This window comes from Neiella marina, assembly GCF_002165625.1.
In the GTDB taxonomy this organism is placed as follows: Bacteria; Pseudomonadota; Gammaproteobacteria; order Enterobacterales; family Neiellaceae; genus Neiella; species Neiella marina.
The window spans coordinates 97,926-118,075 of the sequence record NZ_NGNS01000007.1; the positions used below are offsets into that span (position 1 = coordinate 97,926).

Sequence of the window (20,150 nt, forward strand, 5' to 3'; positions counted from 1 at the left end):
TTGTCACAGGGGCACTTACCTCAAAATACGCCAACAACGAAGTTGAGCGTGAATTCAACAAAGACGGAAAGTCATAATGAACCTACACGAGTATCAGGCTAAACAACTGTTTGCCGAATACGGCCTTCCTGTGTCTGAAGGATACGCGGTTGATACACCGCAAGCGGCTGTTGAAGCGGCCGATCGCATTGGCGATAACAAATGGGTTGTGAAATGTCAGGTTCACGCAGGCGGTCGCGGTAAAGCGGGCGGCGTGAAGTTGGCATCAAGCAAAGATGAGATCCGCGAGTTTGCCCAAAACTGGTTGGGAAAAAACTTAGTCACTTATCAAACAGATGCCAATGGCCAACCGGTTAGCAAAATCTTGGTTGAGTCATGCACCGATATCGCTGAAGAGCTATATCTTGGTGCTGTTGTTGACCGTGGTACACGTCGCATCGTGTTCATGGCGTCAACCGAAGGTGGCGTTGAGATTGAAAAAGTAGCGGAAGAAACGCCAGAGAAGATCCTCAAAGCTGAAATTGATCCATTGGTTGGTGCAAATCCATACCAAGCTCGCGATCTGGCATTCCAGCTTGGTCTTGAAGGCAATCAAATCAAACAATTCACCAAGATCTTTCTGGGTCTGGCGAAAATGTTTGAAGACTATGATTTCGCCCTACTTGAAATCAACCCATTGGTGATTACAGAGCAGGGTGATTTGCACTGCTTAGATGGCAAGATCAATATCGATTCAAATGCCATGTATCGCCAAAAACGCTTACAAGAGTTCCACGATCCTTCGCAAGAAGACGAGCGTGAAGCACATGCTGCTCAGTGGGAACTGAACTATGTTGCTCTTGATGGCAACATCGGTTGTATGGTCAACGGTGCTGGCTTGGCGATGGGTACCATGGACATCGTTAAGTTACACGGTGGTGCCCCAGCTAACTTCCTTGATGTTGGTGGCGGCGCAACCAAAGAGCGTGTTGCTGAAGCATTCAAAATCATTTTGTCTGACGACGCGGTTTCTGCCGTATTGGTGAATATTTTCGGTGGTATTGTTCGCTGTGACATGATTGCCGAAGGCATCATCGGTGCAGTTAACGAAGTTGGGGTAAAAGTTCCTGTTGTTGTTCGCCTTGAAGGTAACAATGCAGAGCTTGGCGCCAAGACTCTGGCCGAATCAGGTCTGAACATTATCGCTGCAACAAGCCTGACGGACGCAGCTAAGAAAGTTGTTGAAGCCGCCGGAGGTGCAGCATGAGCGTTCTAATCGACAAAAACACCAAAGTCATTTGTCAGGGCTTTACTGGTGGCCAGGGTACTTTCCACTCTGAGCAAGCAATTGACTACGGCACTCAAATGGTTGGCGGTGTATCGCCAGGCAAGGGCGGTCAAACGCATCTTGGTTTGCCAGTGTTTAACACCGTTAAAGAAGCGGTTAAAGCCACTGGTGCGACAGCGTCTGTGATCTATGTTCCTGCACCGTTCTGTAAAGACGCGATTCTCGAAGCAGCCGATGCTGGTATCGAGTTGATCGTCACCATTACCGAAGGCATTCCAACTTTGGATATGTTGGTGGTTAAAGAGTACTTGACGCAAAAAGGCGTTCGTATGATTGGCCCTAACTGCCCAGGTGTGATCACGCCGGGTGAATGTAAGATTGGTATTATGCCAGGCCACATTCATAAGCCAGGTAAAGTCGGTATCGTCTCGCGCTCAGGTACGTTGACGTACGAAGCGGTTAAACAAACGACCGACGAAGGTTTTGGCCAGTCAACTTGTGTTGGTATTGGTGGTGACCCAATCCCAGGTTCTAACTTCATTGATATTTTGAAGTTGTTCCAAGACGACCCACAAACTGAAGCGATTGTCATGATCGGTGAAATTGGTGGCTCAGCAGAAGAAGAAGCAGCTGAATACATTAAAGAAAATGTAACCAAGCCGGTTGTTTCTTACATTGCTGGCGTTACGGCTCCTCCGGGCAAACGTATGGGCCACGCCGGTGCGATTATCGCAGGCGGTAAAGGCACGGCAGCAGAGAAGTTTGCAGCATTGCAAGCTGCTGGCGTTACTACTGTAGATAGCCTTGCTGATATCGGCAAAGCACTGCGTGAAAAAACTGGTTGGTAAGCTCAAGCTAGCAACCAATACAGAATGCCAATGAAGAAAACCGGCCTAATGGCCGGTTTTTTTATCTTTGCTGTTAGTCACAACTTGCGTGAGGTAAGGGCGCTTGTGTCACAGTGCTTTGCTGGTCTAACTCAACCGCGAACAATTGCTGCCCTAATCCCTGAATATTTGCCGAAACTAGGTCGCCGTTTTGCAAATACCCAAGGCGTTCTCTCGCGACAAATTGATCTTCGAGAAATGCTTTGCGCGCATTGTCGATCGAAAAACCGCCTTCGAAAAACAATCCAATTTTTTGCCAAATGGAAGGTGACTGAATCGCAGTGCCGCCAGCGGTTCCTGTTAATAGTATCGAACCGGCTGGGATGATTCCGTTTTCTGGCAACACCCAGTGCGGATTACCCTGACGGTCACGCATGCATTGATTTTTGCCTTGTTGGTAGCGCGTCGCCATAACTTGAATGATCTGATACGGGTCGAACCGCATTTGCATTAAACTCGCATCTTGCTCAAGGATGAATTCACCGGTTTTGGCCTTGGTAACACCTAACGAAATATTGGCATCGATTTGCCACTTGCCTTCTGCGTCTGCAAAGCCTTCGCGACCCAAACGGAGCCAAGGTCCTAGGGGCAGGTAACCAGGGTCACTTTTACCTTGGGTGTAACCCGAGTCAGGATTCAAGATTATTGGTACCCGATCAGATAAATCATTCGCTAAAACAAATGCCACATTTGGATACAGTTGTTGCGGGCGAGGAGGCACGGTTAAATCTATGTCTTCAAGCAATACCATGGCCAGCTCAACCTCGTAATCGAGCAGCATATCATTAGCTGCACCAGCTGTTACTTGCTGATATGGGCCCGTTGGCAGAATTGGCTTCGGAAAGAGCAGCAATGCATTATCGCCAGAATAGTCACCAGTTTCCTGCAAATGCTCGGTATAGTTAAAACCGACGCCAATCACAAGCCGCTGTTTTTGGTCCAACTGCTGTTGAGAAAACGCGATGGGCGCTAAGATTCGACTAGGTGTTTCCGACGAACTAATAACTTCGATTTGACTCTGTGCAACGTTATCGGGCGCCAACAGTGCTTGTTTGACAAGATGCGGGTCAACCGGCTCACCAATGGCGTTGCAGAAACTAGCATCCTGAGTGCCTAAATTGGCAATTTCTGATGGAATGCCTTGTTTGTGTTTAACCACGGCGCCAAAGCAAGCCTGACCATAGAATGCCGGATCATGACTGACAAAGCGCACAAGTTTGATAGCAGCATGTGCTTGAAAACTCACACACATCATTAGTGATAAAGACAGCGTTAACTTGCGATACACAACAAAGCTCCTCGGTTTAAAGGATTACGGATTAACTTTAGCAAGCTAAATTGAATGTCAGCTGAATTAACAAATCGAAAGAGAAAACAACATGGATAACTGTATGGAAATAATTATCGCGTCTGCAGCTGCGCTGATAGCCTTATGTTCTTTGTTTGTTGCTGTTTGGCAGGGTTACGTCTCTAGAAAACATGCTCGGCTAAGTGTGATGCCACATCTAGATTTGCACATTGCTGTCAGTGAGCAGGCTCCGTTTATTGGTCTTTCGCTCGAGAACAATGGGCTTGGAACAGCTAGAATCAGAGATATCAAAATATCGAAACTGACCAACAATGAAGCAACCATCGTCGTTGACAATAACTCGGGCTGGCACGACTTACTCAATGCTTTTGACATCAAACAAACGGGTGTGTCTTGGGCATCGATTTCAACGGATGAAGCAATACCGTCAGGCAATGAGCATCATTTTCTATCCATTGATAAAACCTCGACAGAACTAAGCGACCTAAAAGACAAACTTCGGGCGATGGTCGATCAGATGCTAATCCGCGTTGAATACGAATCCTTATACTCAGAACGAAAAACACTAGAATGGCAAAGAACTAAGAGTTAAACGTTGCGAACGATGCAAGCCAGCAGAATAGCTAACCGTGGGTAATGACATAAATCTTGAGATTTCTGTTTTTTTGAAATCAGTGACTTAGACACTGCGGTGAGAATGACCTCAGAGCTTTTGACATAAAGCCTGAGAAATCTTCTTTAAATTGACAGCAATCTTGAGACAAATGCAGCGAAAACACACCTATATGTCGGCAACATCTCGATTATAGTCATTTGCTAATAATTTGTACAATATGATATCTCGCTACAGAATGACTGTCATATTGAATTCTTATGTTGTGCAGTCCCAACTAAAAGTGAACGAAAACTGAACCACCAAGACCTCAGAGAGTGCTCTTTGGTTATAGATAAATTGGTGCGGGTCAGGGGAATCGAACCCCTCGGTCTATCGGATGAAGCCAGGGCTGTCCCTCACCGTATTCGCAATGTCAAAGTAAGACCCGCAGAACCGTACCGCACCATGCCAATACTGTAATCAATTCCATAAAAGCTTCTCCCATAGTTGTATATAAAAACGCACATACTGTAACGAGATCTGCTAAGACAGATAGAATACTAGTGAGCTTCGAAGCACTAAGCATCATTTTGCCCAATTTGTCCTCCCCATTTTCAAAAGGAGAGTTATATGTATTTTTCTTACAAAGCGCTCAGAACTTGGTTCTAGCTAAAGATCGCCAACATGAACCTTTTTGTAATTACAAGTTATTTCCAATTCTCAAGCTTGGTTTTGTCTATTTCAAAGTCAAAACCATAAGTTCGATACTCTTCTATCTCTTCTCTACAATCGGTGAACAGTTCATGACGCTCGACAACTGGAAACCTTGTTCTAGCCATAAAGTCTTCATTTGTCAGAGAGTCCTGGGCACGATAGAACTGGAGCCATAGCGAGTTCTGGTCAAAAAACTCGAGTAGAGTCCGCTTTCTATCAACACGTTTGGCTTCCTTCGACCGAAGAAAACTGAAAAGACCGAAACTACTTTGAACATGTATAACGCCAACATCAATCAAATGCTGAATCGCTTTGCCCTGGATACTTTCAGCTGCATTTGTTATTGAGGTGTTGTAGTAGTCTGCTAGTTGGCCTGAAATGAACACAAGCTTTCCGTTCTTTACTTGAATCCTAAGATAACAGTAACCTTCATCGTTGTGATAGGCTGGAAAATTAAAAGGGATGAGCTCGGCATCGTAGTCTCTTGTTACATCGATTCTTGTTTTCATTTACTTGCTCCTGCTCTAACTAGTCCAATTAGCCACATGACCGGCAACCAAAAGGTATGCGAAAGCCATAAACATTAAGATGAGAATGCGAGCACCATTTCCAGCGCTCTTGTCAGTAATATTCGCAACCCATAACCAAAAGCCTTGAAATCTTCCTAGAACCCTTTGGTTCATAAGCGCGACGTAGTGAAGTGCTGCGAAAGTACTAATCAGAGCTAGTACGATGATCATGCATAGCCCTATTACTTGAGAGATCATCAGAACCTGACCGTACCGTGTTAGATGATCGGAGAAAAACTCTATAAATGTTGAGTTCGTAGCTAAGTTTATTAGGTCTTGTGATACGGCACCTCTTGCTTTAATCAAAAGGGGAAAACACATCATTAGTGCTATGGAAGGGAACACAAGCTTGTAAAACCATTCGCTGTCGGTGACATGTCCTTTAATTGCGGAGATTAGAATGGCTGTGAATGTAAAACATAAGCAACAGGTTAGTCCTAGGCTGATGTAATGGTGAATCAAATTGATGTTCACTACATACTGCCATACAGCGAGCATTAGCAATGCAACCATTCCAAGGACTTCCCTACCATCTTCTTTTGTACTGCTAGTACTCTTTCGATGGACTTCTCGATGTTCGACGTAGATGCGCTGGGTCAATACAACTGATTTTGGCGAATTGTCAGTCGGTGCTGCTGTGAGCCCAGTAAAAATCGCAGCAAATGCAACGCCCATCAATGGTGAAAAGACAAAGCTTTGCAATGTTGGATCTTTAAGAATTTCAATCATCCAATTCCCCTAATAAAAGGGCTAGGTGATGCCTAGCCAAAATTACTTTCTAGTGACAGGTCAAAAACGGTTGCTGTTGGTGCTTCACTTTTCACGGCGGCTATTCCGGCATCTCGCGCTTGTGCGGAACTGTACGTTTCACTGACACCAATAACTTGGCCATTGGTTGCGTTTAAAGTGAAGTACGGAAGACCATTTATCGCTGTTAAGCGTCGAAAAGCGTGCTCATATGGCGCATTCGCAATTGCAGATGCTATGCCATTCTTGCAACCTGATTTCGAAACATATCCCTCACTGGCCAATATTATCTGGTAGTTACGCGCCCTTAATCGCCAGTAGTATTGGTGGTTAGAACCCTCAAAAATCTCGAATTTGCTACTCATTACATTTCCTACTTTTCTTTTCTAACGCCTTTAAAAGGCTTTTTGTCTGACTTAACGTTCATGAACTGACCGTTTGTAGTATTTCGCTTTACCCAATGCCCAGAGGCAGTTTGAGTTTGCGAGCGTTGTTTTACTGCGCCAATTCGACGCCCATCACCGAAAGGTTTGTTAACAGCCAAAATGCGTTACTCCTCATGCAATCAAATCTAACTTACTGACAAAGGCGACAATATCCATAAAATAACTGTGCCTTCATATACATTGACGACTTACAGATAAAATCTGGACACTTGTCCAAGAATTAATTTTTTACCGTCTTGTTAGTACAGGGAGTTCATATGACACAAGACTATGAATATCTTCATCCTAATGAGTTTGAAGAGAGGCTTAGTGATCTGAGCCCCACGTGTTTTTCGCGAATCATGAAAGCGTGTCTGTTTCTTAAAAGAACAAAAGGGTTGCATTGTGAGCCAGAGGATCTTTTTCAAGAAGCGGTTACGAGGATTTTGGAAGGAGAGAGGCGCGTACCAAGGGAATGCCAGTTGGTTGTATCAATCGTAAACGTTTGTCGGAGTATCGCATCTGATATGCTCCGTTCCTTGGAGTCCAAGCATTTATCCGACCAGGATTTAAGTGAGCTGGCTCCAACTGCTGACTGTCGCAGTCATCCAGACGCAGCTAGTGAGGTACACCTATCAGAGCGACTATGGAACTCCTTGAAAGAGCACTTCAAGCAGGATAAGCAGATTACAGATTTTCTTAATGCTACAGAACGAAACCTTAAAAAAGGCCAGATTGTAGATGAGGTATTTGGGGGGTGTCAGCGGACCTTTGACAGTGTTCGTCGACGTCTAATAAGAAAGTCTAGGGGTATAGAAGCGATTTTGGAGGCAACGAAATGAAAAAAATGTCGGCCCAGCAGCAGTTGGAAGAGTTAGCGATTGAGCAAATTCTCAGTATGACAGAGGAAGAAATCGCTGAAGATATGGAAGCTGAAGGATACTGCTACAAAGATGAGCTCAAAAAATTTCAGCTAGTGGCTAAGCAAAGCTCGCTTCAATTTAGGAAAAGACGTTTAGAGAAAGCCAAGCAAGGTCTAAAAAGTGAGATTGCACAAGAAAGCCAGTTTAGTGCGTTAGATTGGATTAAGAAAAAAGGTTTAGATGCTCATGACGCTTTGATTGAACTGATGAAATCGGGGCAAGTTCCCAACGATATGACCATAGCTTTCCGAGAAGGAAAGGAAGTTACGGAAGAAGAAGCATTGAGCATCATTGAAGATCTAGTTGAGTTAGGCGTTGTGACGGATGATGAACGCAAAGATAAAAAGTGAGATTTATGGGCTTTACCATGAGCTTGGTATTACCAGCCCATCTGAGATAGATCTCGAGGCGATCGCGTACTATAAAAATGCTCGAGTTCAGTACAAACCTCTAAAAGGTTGTGAGGCGAGGATTATAGGCGTTGATGGGCGAGCAATCATCACAGTCAACGATTCGGCTAGTCTAGAGCGTCAGCTTTTCTCCATAGGACACGAGTTAGGGCATTGGTTTAAAGACAGGGGGAAAGTCGGGAGCCTGTGTAGTAAATCAGATATGGAAGAAGGTAAATGTAGCTTGAATCACAGGGAAAAAACAGCTAACAGTTTTGCTTCTGAGTTATTGATGCCGCACTTCTTATTCTCACCGGTAGCAAAGGACATAGATTTAACGATTGACGGTATTCAATACGTTAAGTCTATGTTTTCAGCAAGTTTTATGGCAACAATTCGCCGAACTATTCGGCTTGGGCACCATGTCGGCTTTCTAGCGTGTTACGGTAGCGATGGAGTCCGCAAGTACTTCGAATGCACACCTGAACTACCTTATAATTTTATCCCTCCTCAACACATGCCTGTTGGATCCGCTATCCAAACTTTGATCAGCAACAAAACAAAAGTAGCGCCGTCATTTGTTGACGGTGAGGTCTGGAGTCGAGCAGATATCAGCTTCGGTGGTGTAGTTAGGGAACATGCATTTCACTACCACGGTGACGATTTTTTAACATTGGTTTGGTGGGAAGATGAAGCACCAATAGTAGAGTGGATCGAACGGGAACATACAGAAGCTTGAATTGAGGAGCCTTCTCTCGACACGGATGCAGCGACGCCACTGTCTGATTTACTCAAATATTGTGAAGAACAACTAGAGTAGGGTGGGTTTGGCCCTTTAGGTAAGCCATGTGTGCGGAAAGGTGCCTCTTTACTAAAGGCTTGCATTATAAAGAAGAACTGAAGGGCCACTTGTCGTAGCGGCTTTTCAATGTTTGTCGCGGATTTGACTTGCTTTGATGGCAAACTCAACCTGTTGACAGGTGTTGTCGTTGGTGTTTTGATTAACATGTCATCACGGTGACAGAGTTGGCAACTCGTGAGCCTCACACAACAGCCATTTTCATTCAAAATCAATATTTTAGGTTACGAACCGTTGTTTTTAACAAGTCAGCGTAACATGCCCTGCTAATTTGCGGAGCGTAAAGAGGCGTACTGTGCTGAGAGGTAAGAACAATGAGCCTAACATTCGATCATCATGATTCAAGCACCGAAAACTTAACGCTCTTCATAGATAACAAAAAAGGCCTCGATACATTAAATCGATGCCTGCAAAACTATCTTCAAAGCGAAAAGTCAATTAGCGTGAAATTCACTACACACCGCGAAATTGTGGCTGAAGCGCTGAACTTCAAAAACCATAACGACATACTCCACTCACTACCTACCCAAATTGGGGCGGCTAACTTCGTTCGAGGTTACGTAAAGCAGATTAATGCGAGGCTATCACAGAAGCTGTCGAAAAGTTATCTAGCCCAATTCATCTACCCGCTACTAGAGAACGATCTTGCTCGCAAGAAAGCTATTGTTATTCCGGTGAAGAGTTCTCACCCCGAACCGTTTTACGAATCAATGGGGCCGAATGAGTTTGATCAGCCGTTCCCCGTCGGAATTTTTCTGGATCATAGCGACAACACGCTATTCATTCAGAAAACACCGAAGCAATACGGCCCGGCTAAGTTCGCATACGGTATCGAGGAAATGTTTCAGATATCAGCATCAATCAGCGGTGCGGAATTAAACAAGTTTCTAAAAGAACACTGTGGCCTTTTTGAGGCGCTATTAAACGAATGTTGGATCTCCTGGGACGGGTACAATTATGTGTGCAAGTCGACGGAGAAGGGCGATGATATTCGCTACAAGGTCAAATCATTAGTCGAACATGAGTTGTATCACCGGTAACTCTTAACCAGCTTAGTTTGATTAGTGAACGCAATCTGTCATTTTTCACGTCAAGGCTTGATGCAGTCTGACAGGTTGCTCTAACACATTTGTGCCCCAAAACGAGTTATAACACTTGGATGTGATTTGTTGGTCGTCTAGCTCCCAGTAAGGACCGAGTTCGATCTCCCGCTACAAAAATAGATCAAATCTGCATGTAAGCTTGAATGTTACTTGTCGTTGCGCTGAGCGTTTTGCTCACGCAGGCCACTTGCCCATATAATCTGTCTCTGATAATTTCGTTTGTCTAGTTTAGTGTTTTCGGATTAATAACTTGGTGCTTGGCAGCCGTTTTACATTATTGCTTACTCTCATGATTGCTCTGCAATCATGGTTTGCTGTTGCCTCCACTTATGAACCGCACCAATCTGGCTTAAAACACTACCAAACTAGCCACTCTCATAAACATGCTGTAGATGCTGGTGCATCCTTTGGTCATGGGGACTCAGGCTCGCATTCGGCAAGTACAGATATACCAGCAAACGATTGTCATCAATGTGGACATTGCCATGGACATGCATCGGCTGCTCTTGTCGTTTTCATTGCTTCAGCGTCATTCGTACCTTCGGCTGAAGCGCCGCTAGATTTTTTATCAAGCAAAACAAACTACTTACCTATCTCGTTGTTTCGTCCTCCAATAGCGTAATCGACTCTTTCAGTTTTTGAGGTCGCAGAGGCAACGGGTCTCTGCGTATCTAACGATATTCAATGTTTGGTCGAAACAATGACAAATCTTTTTTTGAAGCGCCTGACAGGCGCAATACGGTACTTTCCGCTTGGCGTAGTTTGCGCCTCATTTCTTCAATCACAAGCACTAGCTGGCGACTGGAATAGCTGGCTAGCCACGCAGATTAATCAGCACCCAGATGTACTTGCAGCAAAGGAGCGCTGGCAGGGGATGAATGCCAATGCTGAAGCAATGGGTCAGCCTATTTACAACCCCGAACTGTCTGTTGGGGCAGATCGCAATGGCAATGAAAACAATTATGCGGTGGGTTTAGAGCAAACTATTGACCTTTGGGATAGAAGGTCGCTGAACACCAAGCAAGCGACATTCCAAAAAACAGCCGCTATGCACATGTACAAGCAGCAAGTGCTGAATAAAACTGCGGAGGTTGTTACGGCACTGGTTGAATGGAAAACCGCTAGTGAGGCAGCCGAGATTGCTCAATCACAGAAGGCGCAGCTCACTTCATTACTTCAATTGGTCGATGCTCGGCAAAAGACTGGCGATATTGGGGCTATTGATGCGCAGCTAACATTATTGTCATTGTCGCAGCAAATCGCCCAAGTCGCAGATATTGAGTCAAACTTGGTGCGGGCCGAGATTCAGCTTCAGGAGCTTCTGCCCGAATGGTCACAATCAAGAGGTGGTCTTCCCGAAGAATTTTGGCCATCTTCAATTTCCGTGGCTACCGACGAAATTCTCAGTCAATACCCATTAGTCGCAAGCTCTGAAGCTGTTTGGCGTTCAATGAAGGAAAATACTGAATCGGTTCGTAGAGCATCGAAACCTGATCCAACGTTTGGAATAAGTGCCGGTCGGGATGGTGGTGACAGCTTAGTCGGGCTGACCGTCTCCGTTCCTCTTCATGTCCGAAATAACTTCAGTGCCGAGACTCGTGCGGCGCAAAGTCTGGAACTAGAAGCTGAAGCGCAATGGATAGCGACCTTTCGAAAACAGCGAATTGATTGGGAGGCAGCACGGGGTAGCTGGCAACGTTATGAATACCACCTCCAGTCGTGGAAGGCGCTGTTAGCCAACCGAGCAGAACACAGTGAAAAACTGTTAGAGCGTCAATGGCAAAGCGGCGACCTATCAACCCCCAACTATTTATTAGCTTTAAACCAGCGCACAGAGAGTCTATTGGCAGGTATCGAGCTTGAAAAACAAGCATTGCTTGCATTAACCGAAGCACTCTACCAATCCGGGCAATTGGCCACTCTCATTCAACCGATGAACTAAGCGTAGGACGGTATCAATGAACATGAAATTTGTGACTATTTTAATTGCCGGATTGCTCGGTTCATCGGCTACATTGGCATCTGTGACAGAGCATGCTCATGCGGCCTCTCGAACTGATAGCCACGAACCACATCAAGAATCGCATGAGCACAAAGAGGCACATAATGAGGAGCATGGTCAGCATGACCACAGTGAACATGCACACGACGAGCACGACGACCAAAAGGTTGGACACGAGCCAAGCAATGGAGATAACGAGAATGGTGCTGACGGTGCGGTAACATTAAGTCCTGAGCAAATGACTCTTGCTGACATTGTTGTTGAGCCACTTCAGTTCCAACAAATTGATTATCAGTTGTATGCTCCGGGAGAGATCCTAACCAATGGCTACACAAGCTATCGGGTGTCCCCCCGCGTTCCCTCTGTGATTTTAAATCGCCATGTGGCTCTCGGAGAGCATGTTGAAAAAGGACAAAAGCTAGTCACGCTCTTTAGCGAAAGTGTCGCCATAGTTCAATCTCAGTTTCGTACCGCATGGCCTGAATGGCAAAGAGTCAAATCGTTGGGCCAACAAACGGTTGGCGCTCAACGCTATGTTGAAGCAAAGTCGAACCTTGAAGCGGCGCAAGCGACCTTGCTGGCGTATGGGCTGGCGTCCAGTGATTTAGAAAGTTTGAAAAAGCAGAGCGCACAATCTTTGGGTGAGTATACATTAAGAGCTGAAATTGCTGGCTCGGTACTATCCGATGAATTTGAGCAAGGGCAACGTATTGACCCAGGCGAGCCTCTCATCCTAATTGCTGATGAAAAGCAGCTCTGGGTAGAGGCTCACTTATCACCGAACTTGGATATGTCATTGGAAGCTGGCTCAAAAGCCGAAGTGGTAAGCGCAGGTAAAAGGGTCGAAGCCGTTGTATCTCAAGAAGCCCATACCATAGACCCGGTTACGCGCACACGCCTCGTGCGGCTGGTCGTTGATAATGCTGCTCATCAACTTCATCCTGGTCAGTTTGCCGAAGTGTTTTTTAGCTTTCGCACGAAACATTCAGTGATTGCAGTACCAGAGTCGGCATTAATTCGAGATGAACATGGTGATTGGACTGTTTTTGTTGAAGATCATCCAGGGGAATTTATTCCTATGGAAGTCCAGTTGGGTGATGCCTATGGGCAAGTTCGCGAAATTCGGGGAATGAAACCGGGGACGCGGGTTGTGACTAAGGGGGCATTTTTCGTTGCTTCACAAATCGCCAAAGGCGGTTTTGACCCCCACAACCACTAAGTAACTGGAGTCCCAATGTTTAATCGAATTATTGATTGGGCTGTGGCCAACAGGTTGTTGGTACTGATAGCCCTCGTTGTCATTATTGTTAGTTCTACGTTTCTGATCCCTAAACTAAATTTGGACGCATTTCCTGACGTCACCAATGTTCAGGTCTCAGTGAATACCGAAGCACCTGGGCTTGCTGCCGAAGAGGTTGAGCAGCTTATTACCTATCCGATTGAAGCGGTTATGTATGCGCTACCCGATGTGAAGGAAGTCCGCTCTATATCAAAGACGGGCTTGTCGGGTGTGACGGTCGTATTCGAAGAAGGCACCGACATATACTTTGCCCGACAATTGGTGTTTGAAAGGCTTCAAGCTGCTAAAGAGCTAATTCCTGAGGGCGTAGGTACGCCAGAAATGGGGCCAAATACGTCAGGTTTGGGTCAGGTCTATCAGTACCTTTTGGTCGCTGAGCCCGATTCTGGATTTGATGCAATGGCCTTACGCAGCCTTAATGATTGGGTTGTGAAGCTGCTGCTTATTCCAGCAGAAGGGGTGACCGATGTGCTCTCATTCGGTGGTGAGGTTCGCCAGTATCAAGTCAACCTAAATCCTTCCCTATTATTGGCATACGAGCTCTCTCAGAACGATGTAATTGCTGCTCTGGAACGAAATAATACTAATGTTGGCGGTTGGTATATGAATAGAGGCCAAGAACAACTCGTGATCAGAGGAACTGGCTGGGTAGCCTCGGGAGATCTTGGGTTGAAGCAACTTGGGCAGGTTCCAGTTAGAACTATTGATGGTGTTACTGTCACTGTTGCCAACGTTGCTGATGTCTCGTTGGGAGGCGAGATCCGTCAAGGTGCGGTAACCATGAGCCGAAGGGCCGAAGATGGCACTATCGACCCCCTTGGCGAGGTTGTCTCTGGCATCGTTCTTAAGCGTATGGGAGCAAATACCAAAGCAACCATTGATGGGATCAACAGCAGGGTTGAGCGTATTAATCAAGCATTGCCAGAAGGGGTTCACTTTGAAGCTTTCTATGACCAGGCAGATCTGATTTCGCAAGCGGTGCAGACGGTAGTCAATGCGCTGTTACTGGCCTTCGCGCTGATCGTGGTGATATTGGCACTGTTTCTGATGAACCTCAGAGCAACATTGCTGGTTTTGCTTTCCATTCCTATTTCCATTGGTATCGCCCTAATGGTGATGGCCTGGTTCGGTATCTCGGCTAATCTGATGTCATTGGGAGGCATCGCCGTTGCGATTGGTATGCTCGTTGATGGCTCGGTGGTGATGGTAGAAAACATGTTTAAGCACTTAAGTCACTTTGATGCTGAACATGATGAACAAAGCTCTGCCAGAGCAGCACACTCGGCCAGCGTTCTTAGGAGTGGTTCTCCTAACAAAAGTAGCATTGCACTTAGGCTTCAACTCGCAGGCCGGGAAGTGGCGCGACCTATCTTTTTTGCAACCGCAATTATTCTGGTTGTATTCATGCCTCTGTTTAGCTTCGAGGGAGTGGAAGCAAAACTGTTTCAACCCATGGCCGTGAGTATCATGTTGGCAATGCTAGCTGCTGTGGTTGTCGCTCTGTTGATCGTACCTGCGCTTGCGACATATTTGTTCAGAAATGGCATCAGAGTAAGGCATAGCTTTGTGCTTCAACCTCTTGAGCGAGCATATAGAGCAGGACTGCTCTGGAGCCTGAATCACAGTCGGGTTGTAGTAAGTGTCGCTGTTTTGCTGGTCATTGGGACGGCTACTGTAGTCCCTCGTCTGGGTACTGAGTTTGTACCAGAGCTTGAAGAAGGAACGATTAACCTACGCGTTACATTGGCTCCATCTTCCAGCCTAAATACAGCACTGGAAGTTGCGCCTAAGCTCGAAGCTATCTTGATGCAATTTCCCGAAGTAACCTATGCCATGTCTCGTATTGGTAGGGCGGAAATTGGTGGCGATCCTGAGCCTGTTAACAACATAGAAATTTACATTGGCTTAAAGCCCGTTGCTGAATGGACAAGTGCAAACAGCCGCTACAAGTTGCAAGAGCTTATGGAGCACAAGCTTGAGCAGCATCCGGGCCTGCTATTCAATTTCTCTCAGCCTATTGCAACTCGGGTCGATGAGCTACTCTCGGGGGTTAAAGCTCAACTCGCAATTAAACTTTTTGGACCTGATCTAACTGTTTTGGCGCAGAAAGGGCAAGCGATAGAGTCCGCAGTAAAGGATGTAGCTGGTGCGCGTGATGTCGCCATGGAGCAAATCGCTGGCGAATCTCAATTGGTAGTGAAACCTAATCGTCGTGCTCTTTCCCGATATGGCTTAGATGTTGAAGATGTAATGTCATTGGTTCGTGACGGAATGGGAGGGGTAAGTGCGGGTCAGATCATTAACGGTAATGAACGCTATGACATCTATGTGCGAATAGCAGAGTCGTTCCGTCAAGACAGAGAACAAATCGCAGAGCTTCGTTTACGCTCTCCTTCTGGTGCATGGGTGCGCTTGGGGGATGTAGCAGAGGTGTCGGTAGAGTCTGGGCCACCGCAAGTGCGCCGGGATGATGTTCAACGCAGGGTTGTTGTTCAAGCCAACGTCCATGGCAGAGATATGGGCAGCGTGGTGGCTGATATTCAGGAGGCGATTGCCAAGAAGGTTGATTTACCTCCCGGCTATTCAGTGGATATCGGGGGGCAGTACGAAAACCAGCAGCGGGCACAGCAACGGTTGTCACTCGTAGTGCCGTTATCTCTTGGTTTAATTGCACTGCTATTGTATTTCACATTTGCTTCCGTTGGGCAGGCGATGTTGATCCTTGTGAATGTTCCATTAGCTGTAATTGGTGGCGTGTTCGCTTTGTGGCTATCTGGCCAATACTTATCAGTGCCAAGTTCTGTTGGCTTCATTACGCTGTTTGGCGTCGCGGTGTTGAACGGTGTAGTGATGGTTGAAAGCATCAATCAACGCATTAAAGATGGTTCTCCTGCTGAAAGCGCCGTGTTTGATGGGGCGCTCTCAAGGCTCAGGCCGGTACTAATGACCGCAATGACCTCGGCACTGGGGCTCATCCCGATGTTACTCTCAAATGGTGTTGGCGCTGAGATCCAAAAACCACTGGCTACCGTTATTGTCGGAGGGTTGGTAACAGCAACGCTGCTAACACTCTTTGTACTACCAGTGCTATTCACTTGGTTTTCAAAAGGCAAATTACAGGAAACTTCATAACTAAGTAGCCTACCGCTTCAGCTCGAAGCGGTAGGCAATGACACACCGGCCAAATTGTCCAAGATTGCTACACAAGCTTAATTTTCAATTTCAGATGGATGATTTAGGTGATAGCTCATCCAAAATTCCACACTGCTCAATGGTGCGAGCTTGTCCACATTTTTGACGCAGTACCTTTAAATCATCGTGAAGCTTTTGCAGATCAATAATACGAGACTTCACAATACCTATGTGTTCATCAATCATGCCGTTTACTTTCTCACAAGGTCTTCCTGGAGAGTCCTGAAGCATTATCAATTGTTTAATTTCATCCAAAGTCAAACCCAGAGTTCGACAATTTTTGATGAAAGTTAACTTATCCAGAGCCGGAGAGTCATACACACGAAAGTTTCCACCCGTCCTGGCTGGCGCAGAAATCAACCCTTCTTTTTCGTAGTAACGAATGGTCTGGACAGAGCACCCACTGCGTTTTGCCAATTCACCTATTTTCATCTTGTATGAAAGCTCCTTATTGACCCTATAGTAACTATAGAGTGTAGGCTTAGAGAAATAGTAACTTCAAGGCCTAGTTATGACATCTGATCCCTCACAATGCTGTGGTTGCAAAAGTAATAAAGTTGATACATCGCCTTCGAATGAATTTCCGCAATCCGATCCTGCTTTGACAGAGTTAAATTTGGTTAGTGTGTTCAGCGTGCCAAAGATGGATTGCCCGTCGGAAGAAAACCTAATCAGGACAGCGTTTGCTAGCTTTGGCGAAACGGTCTCCTTCGACTTCGATATACCTAACCGTAAAGTTCATGTTTATCACGCTGACTCGCCCGAAAAGGTGGAGGTAACCATCAAATCGGTTGGTCTTGGTGCTCAGCGCCTATCGCTCGAACATGTCGATGCAGAAAGTGCCAAGAAGATATTAGAAGAAGCTAAGCACAACGACTCACGAGAAGCTTGGGTATTGAAATGGCTGCTTGGTATCAATGCAGTGATGTTTTTTATTGAGTTTGCAGTGGGCATTGTTGCGCAATCTGCGGGCCTTATTGCGGACTCTTTGGATATGTTTGCTGATGCAGCTGTTTACTTAGTGGCATTGTATGCTGTTGGAAAAGCGGCTGAAGCCAAGCTAAAAGCTGCGCATGTGTCTGGCTGGTTGCAGTTAATCTTAGCTGCTGGATTGTTGATAGAGGTCGCTAGGCGAGCCTCTATGGGAAGTGAGCCCGTATCATTGCTGATGATGGCGATTGGTGGCGTTGCCTTAGTAGCAAACGTGATATGCCTTATGCTGATTTACAATGTTAGAGACAATGGCTCCCACATGAAAGCCAGCATGATTTTCTCAGCCAATGACGTGATAGCCAATGCTGGAGTCATTCTTGCTGGTCTTCTTGTTGCAGTGACAGGCTCGCAAATTCCTGATTTGGTGATTGGCGTTGTTATCGGGCTAGTCGTGGCAAACGGTGCTCGGCGCATACTTTCATTGCGATGACCACGGCGCTTTGCGTGCTTTTTTACAACCATTTGAGACTCCACTAACGAGCAGCGTTAAAAGGTTTCAAATATATGTTCAATCGAGGATGCAGCATGTCTTATTTATCAAGCTTGGAGCTAAAGGTCCCGCCAATCATTGTGCTCCTACTGACAGCCAGTCTCATGTTGTTGTCATCGGAAGTTACTGAGCCGCTCTCTTTTGATGTACCAGCAACTCAAGGTTTAGGTTGGTTTTTCGCTATTGGAGGATTGATTGTCATTGGACGTGGTGTGCAAGTATTTCGGCACCACCAAACAACAGTCGATCCACGCGTTCCAGATGCTTCAAGCCATTTGGTGGTGTCAGACATATATGGCTATACACGCAATCCAATGTACCTTGGGATGGCTCTATGTTTGGTTGGATGGGCATTCTATCTTTGCAATTTGATTGCTCTTGGACTTGTATTTGTCTTCATGGCCTACATCACTCAGTTTCAGATTATCCCAGAAGAGCGCTTTCTCGGCAGAAAGTTTGGGCAATGCTACACGGATTACGCTGGAAAGGTTGGGCGCTGGGTCGGGAAAAAGAATAGCTAATAAAATTCCTAATAAGCGTAGCTAACAGTAACTCATTTGTGTCCAGAAATCAGTTTTCGCCTTGGACTTAGTTTTGTTTATTTGCTTTTTGGAGCGTGACCGCCAATACGGCCAAAGTCTTCACCAGGCAGGTCAATTTCTTTGTTGACGATCGCCAGGCTACGACGCTTGTCGCGTAAGGTGCTCAAGGCAAATTTGAAGCAGTCATGACAAAGATCTAGATGATAAGCACTGCCGTCTTCAGAAGGTGCGTACCCCCATTTCGCTGAGAGCTCTCCACACTCATCAAGTTTCATGTCATTGTCATTGACTTCGAGCATTACACTTTCCCCACAAACATCGCAGCGCCGGTCTATGACTATTTCATTGTTCTTTTCATCGTAAATATTCATCGCTACCCCCAGTTTTAAAGGCCTTGCTCACCCCCAACGGTGGCCATTACCAAAACCCTGTTAATCGCTGTATGGAATGTATAAGCCGCATTGACGAATAGTTCATTCTCCCTCGTCCAAAAGCGGCTTATCTAAGTCGATTTCTACGCCACAAATTAGCTCGTTTCCTGTATGATACATGCAAGCAGTTAGTGGGATTAATCGCTCTGGGCAATGGTGAATATCAGCGGCCAGAAACGATAGGAATTCAGCAATGTAACACTTGTCCTCACTGGTCTTTTTCATTGTCTATCCCCTTGTGTCTTTATTAAAATCTTGTAGTCTCATGTCAGCGAAGCGTCTACGAGTTCACTCAAAACTTCCCTGGGATTTGGCTGTGAGATAGTCCTTGATGGCGACCATGCCGGACATGCCAAATTCCAAAATAATCTCTCGTGGCACACGCTGGCCGAACGATGCTAACTTAGCCGTGTCGAACCAGATTATTGCCTCTCGCACACTGCGAAAAAACTCGCTGCATAATGCATAGAATTCATAGAAAGTAGTCTCATAGTCGAAGTCCTCACTCTTACGTATATTGGTATCGTTGCGAGTTGAGTAACTGGCCCATGTTGTTAGCTCAGACAACCCAACCTTCACGTGCACCAGTGTGGTCTTTAGCTCACATAGGTAGCGTTCCAGTACGCTTGCGGTGTAATACGTCGCACCGCTTTCGCCGGTAAAAGGTAACTGATAGGTATTTCCAGAGACCTGCGGCCAAATGAGATTGGAGTCTGCAATCTTTAGCTCGTTGAATGAAAGAGCTCCGCTCGACAAGCGCCACCGGTCATTCGCTCTCCATGAGGCAAAGATTCGATATCTTGGGTCATCTTCACTGGCTTGATGAAGACGCAGTACAAACCATCCTTCCGCTTCTATCACCATTGTTTTTGTCTCTGGTATCACTTTGATTTACTCGTATGTAAGCCAATTTTTTGTTGCTTTTCCAGCTTGTTAAGTGGCACTCCTGAAAGTTTTAGTGGCACTCCTGAAGATTTAAGTGGCACTCCTGAATCGACGGTGTTTGGGACGCTATTATGAACTTGAGCATCGAACGAGGGAGTTAAAAATGGAACCTAGGATTTCTATCAACCATCACGTCGAAAACCTGTACCCAAGGTTGGTACTTCTCGATGAGATTTTGGTTTCCAGCCGGTGCACGATACCGATGCTTGGGCTTCTCAGAGATATGGCTTTGTTGGTCGGCCCCGACGAGCAAATAGAGGTCTATAAAGCACATTATTTCGCGGATTTGCCGCTCCCAGAGCTTTGCTGCATCAGTTCGCCTGGGGTAGACGACGCTCTCCTCGATGCGTTGTTTGATGGTTTTGCGCAACGTATTGCCGCGTTGAAGTTATAACAGAGGATATTCACATGAAGGACAAGTATGACTTTCCAGGTAGTACAGGTGGTGTGGTGGCACTCCCGGTGACC

Annotated in this window: 20 protein-coding genes; 12 read left to right on the top strand and 8 right to left on the bottom strand. The window is 46.0% G+C overall.

Features of this window, described 5'->3' with window-relative positions:
* The first annotated feature begins 76 nt into the window (after nt 1–76).
* Nucleotides 77–1,246 (top strand): ADP-forming succinate--CoA ligase subunit beta, encoded by a 1,170-nt coding sequence (sucC, locus tag CBE68_RS08195; RefSeq protein WP_087505595.1) that lies wholly within the window; start codon nt 77–79, stop codon nt 1,244–1,246.
* A complete protein-coding gene (gene sucD / locus CBE68_RS08200; RefSeq protein WP_087505596.1) occupies nt 1,243–2,115 on the top strand; it encodes a succinate--CoA ligase subunit alpha in 873 nt (290 codons plus the stop codon). The genes sucC and sucD overlap by 4 nt, the downstream gene beginning before the upstream one ends.
* A gap of 73 nt (nt 2,116–2,188) precedes the next feature.
* Here the strand turns inward: sucD and CBE68_RS08205 are convergent, their stop codons facing one another.
* A complete protein-coding gene (locus CBE68_RS08205) occupies nt 2,189–3,442 on the bottom strand; it encodes a fumarylacetoacetate hydrolase family protein (protein WP_143824512.1) in 1,254 nt (417 codons plus the stop codon).
* Nucleotides 3,443–3,545: 103 nt separating this feature from the next.
* Here CBE68_RS08205 and CBE68_RS08210 point away from each other — a divergent pair, with 103 nt between their 5' ends.
* Nucleotides 3,546–4,055, top strand: coding sequence for a hypothetical protein (locus tag CBE68_RS08210; RefSeq protein ID WP_087505598.1), 510 nt, complete (start codon nt 3,546–3,548; stop codon nt 4,053–4,055).
* A 710-nt stretch (nt 4,056–4,765) separates the two neighbouring features.
* Here the strand turns inward: CBE68_RS08210 and CBE68_RS08215 are convergent.
* Genes CBE68_RS08215 through CBE68_RS08225 form a run of 3 tightly spaced genes read right to left on the bottom strand, consistent with a single transcriptional unit; the run spans nt 4,766 to nt 6,453 of the window.
* Complete coding sequence (locus CBE68_RS08215; RefSeq protein WP_087505599.1) at nt 4,766–5,281, bottom strand: hypothetical protein; 516 nt, start codon at nt 5,279–5,281, stop codon at nt 4,766–4,768.
* Nucleotides 5,282–5,296: 15 nt separating this feature from the next.
* On the bottom strand, nt 5,297–6,070 hold the full coding sequence (locus tag CBE68_RS08220) for a hypothetical protein (protein WP_087505600.1): 774 nt from the start codon (nt 6,068–6,070) through the stop codon (nt 5,297–5,299).
* 32 nt (nt 6,071–6,102) lie between these two features.
* Nucleotides 6,103–6,453, bottom strand: a complete 351-nt coding sequence (locus CBE68_RS08225; protein ID WP_087505601.1) for a YegP family protein — start codon at nt 6,451–6,453, stop codon at nt 6,103–6,105.
* A gap of 898 nt (nt 6,454–7,351) precedes the next feature.
* On the opposite strand from CBE68_RS08225, the gene CBE68_RS08235 reads away from it, so the two are divergent.
* The 6 genes from CBE68_RS08235 to CBE68_RS08260 all read left to right on the top strand — a co-directional run bounded on the left by CBE68_RS08235 (nt 7,352) and on the right by CBE68_RS08260 (nt 16,221).
* On the top strand, nt 7,352–7,786 hold the full coding sequence (locus tag CBE68_RS08235) for a hypothetical protein (RefSeq protein ID WP_087505603.1): 435 nt from the start codon (nt 7,352–7,354) through the stop codon (nt 7,784–7,786).
* Nucleotides 7,761–8,564 carry an ImmA/IrrE family metallo-endopeptidase gene (locus CBE68_RS08240; protein WP_087505604.1) on the top strand — a complete coding sequence of 268 codons (804 nt, stop codon included), beginning with the start codon at nt 7,761–7,763 and terminating at the stop codon, nt 8,562–8,564. Before CBE68_RS08235 ends, CBE68_RS08240 begins: the two co-directional genes overlap by 26 nt.
* Before the next feature lie 434 nt (nt 8,565–8,998).
* Complete coding sequence (locus CBE68_RS08245) at nt 8,999–9,724, top strand: hypothetical protein (RefSeq protein ID WP_087505605.1); 726 nt, start codon at nt 8,999–9,001, stop codon at nt 9,722–9,724.
* Nucleotides 9,725–10,487: 763 nt separating this feature from the next.
* Nucleotides 10,488–11,729, top strand: coding sequence for a TolC family protein (locus CBE68_RS08250; RefSeq protein ID WP_087505606.1), 1,242 nt, complete (start codon nt 10,488–10,490; stop codon nt 11,727–11,729).
* 16 nt (nt 11,730–11,745) lie between these two features.
* On the top strand, nt 11,746–13,008 hold the full coding sequence (locus tag CBE68_RS08255; RefSeq protein WP_087505607.1) for an efflux RND transporter periplasmic adaptor subunit: 1,263 nt from the start codon (nt 11,746–11,748) through the stop codon (nt 13,006–13,008).
* Between the two features lie 15 nt (nt 13,009–13,023).
* Complete coding sequence (locus CBE68_RS08260; protein ID WP_087505608.1) at nt 13,024–16,221, top strand: efflux RND transporter permease subunit; 3,198 nt, start codon at nt 13,024–13,026, stop codon at nt 16,219–16,221.
* A 90-nt stretch (nt 16,222–16,311) separates the two neighbouring features.
* Here the strand turns inward: CBE68_RS08260 and cadR are convergent, their stop codons facing one another.
* On the bottom strand, nt 16,312–16,713 hold the full coding sequence (gene cadR, locus CBE68_RS08265; protein WP_087505609.1) for a Cd(II)/Pb(II)-responsive transcriptional regulator: 402 nt from the start codon (nt 16,711–16,713) through the stop codon (nt 16,312–16,314).
* A 79-nt stretch (nt 16,714–16,792) separates the two neighbouring features.
* Here cadR and CBE68_RS08270 point away from each other — a divergent pair, with 79 nt between their 5' ends.
* Both CBE68_RS08270 and CBE68_RS08275 read left to right on the top strand, forming a co-directional pair.
* Nucleotides 16,793–17,704 carry a cation transporter gene (locus CBE68_RS08270; RefSeq protein ID WP_087505610.1) on the top strand — a complete coding sequence of 304 codons (912 nt, stop codon included), beginning with the start codon at nt 16,793–16,795 and terminating at the stop codon, nt 17,702–17,704.
* 95 nt (nt 17,705–17,799) lie between these two features.
* Entirely contained in the window at nt 17,800–18,285 is a 486-nt protein-coding gene (locus tag CBE68_RS08275; protein WP_087505611.1) for a methyltransferase family protein, read from the top strand.
* A gap of 77 nt (nt 18,286–18,362) precedes the next feature.
* Here CBE68_RS08275 and CBE68_RS08280 read toward each other — a convergent pair whose 3' ends face one another.
* The 3 genes from CBE68_RS08280 to CBE68_RS08290 all read right to left on the bottom strand — a co-directional run bounded on the left by CBE68_RS08280 (nt 18,363) and on the right by CBE68_RS08290 (nt 19,601).
* Nucleotides 18,363–18,677, bottom strand: coding sequence for a hypothetical protein (locus CBE68_RS08280; RefSeq protein WP_143824513.1), 315 nt, complete (start codon nt 18,675–18,677; stop codon nt 18,363–18,365).
* A gap of 102 nt (nt 18,678–18,779) precedes the next feature.
* Nucleotides 18,780–18,962 (bottom strand): type II toxin-antitoxin system PrlF family antitoxin, encoded by a 183-nt coding sequence (locus CBE68_RS08285; RefSeq protein ID WP_087505613.1) that lies wholly within the window; start codon nt 18,960–18,962, stop codon nt 18,780–18,782.
* Between the two features lie 63 nt (nt 18,963–19,025).
* Nucleotides 19,026–19,601: a hypothetical protein gene (locus CBE68_RS08290; RefSeq protein WP_143824514.1), complete on the bottom strand. Its 576-nt coding sequence runs from the start codon at nt 19,599–19,601 to the stop codon at nt 19,026–19,028.
* Nucleotides 19,602–19,785: 184 nt separating this feature from the next.
* On the opposite strand from CBE68_RS08290, the gene CBE68_RS08295 reads away from it, so the two are divergent.
* Nucleotides 19,786–20,076: a hypothetical protein gene (locus tag CBE68_RS08295; RefSeq protein ID WP_087505615.1), complete on the top strand. Its 291-nt coding sequence runs from the start codon at nt 19,786–19,788 to the stop codon at nt 20,074–20,076.
* Nucleotides 20,077–20,150: the final 74 nt, after the last annotated feature.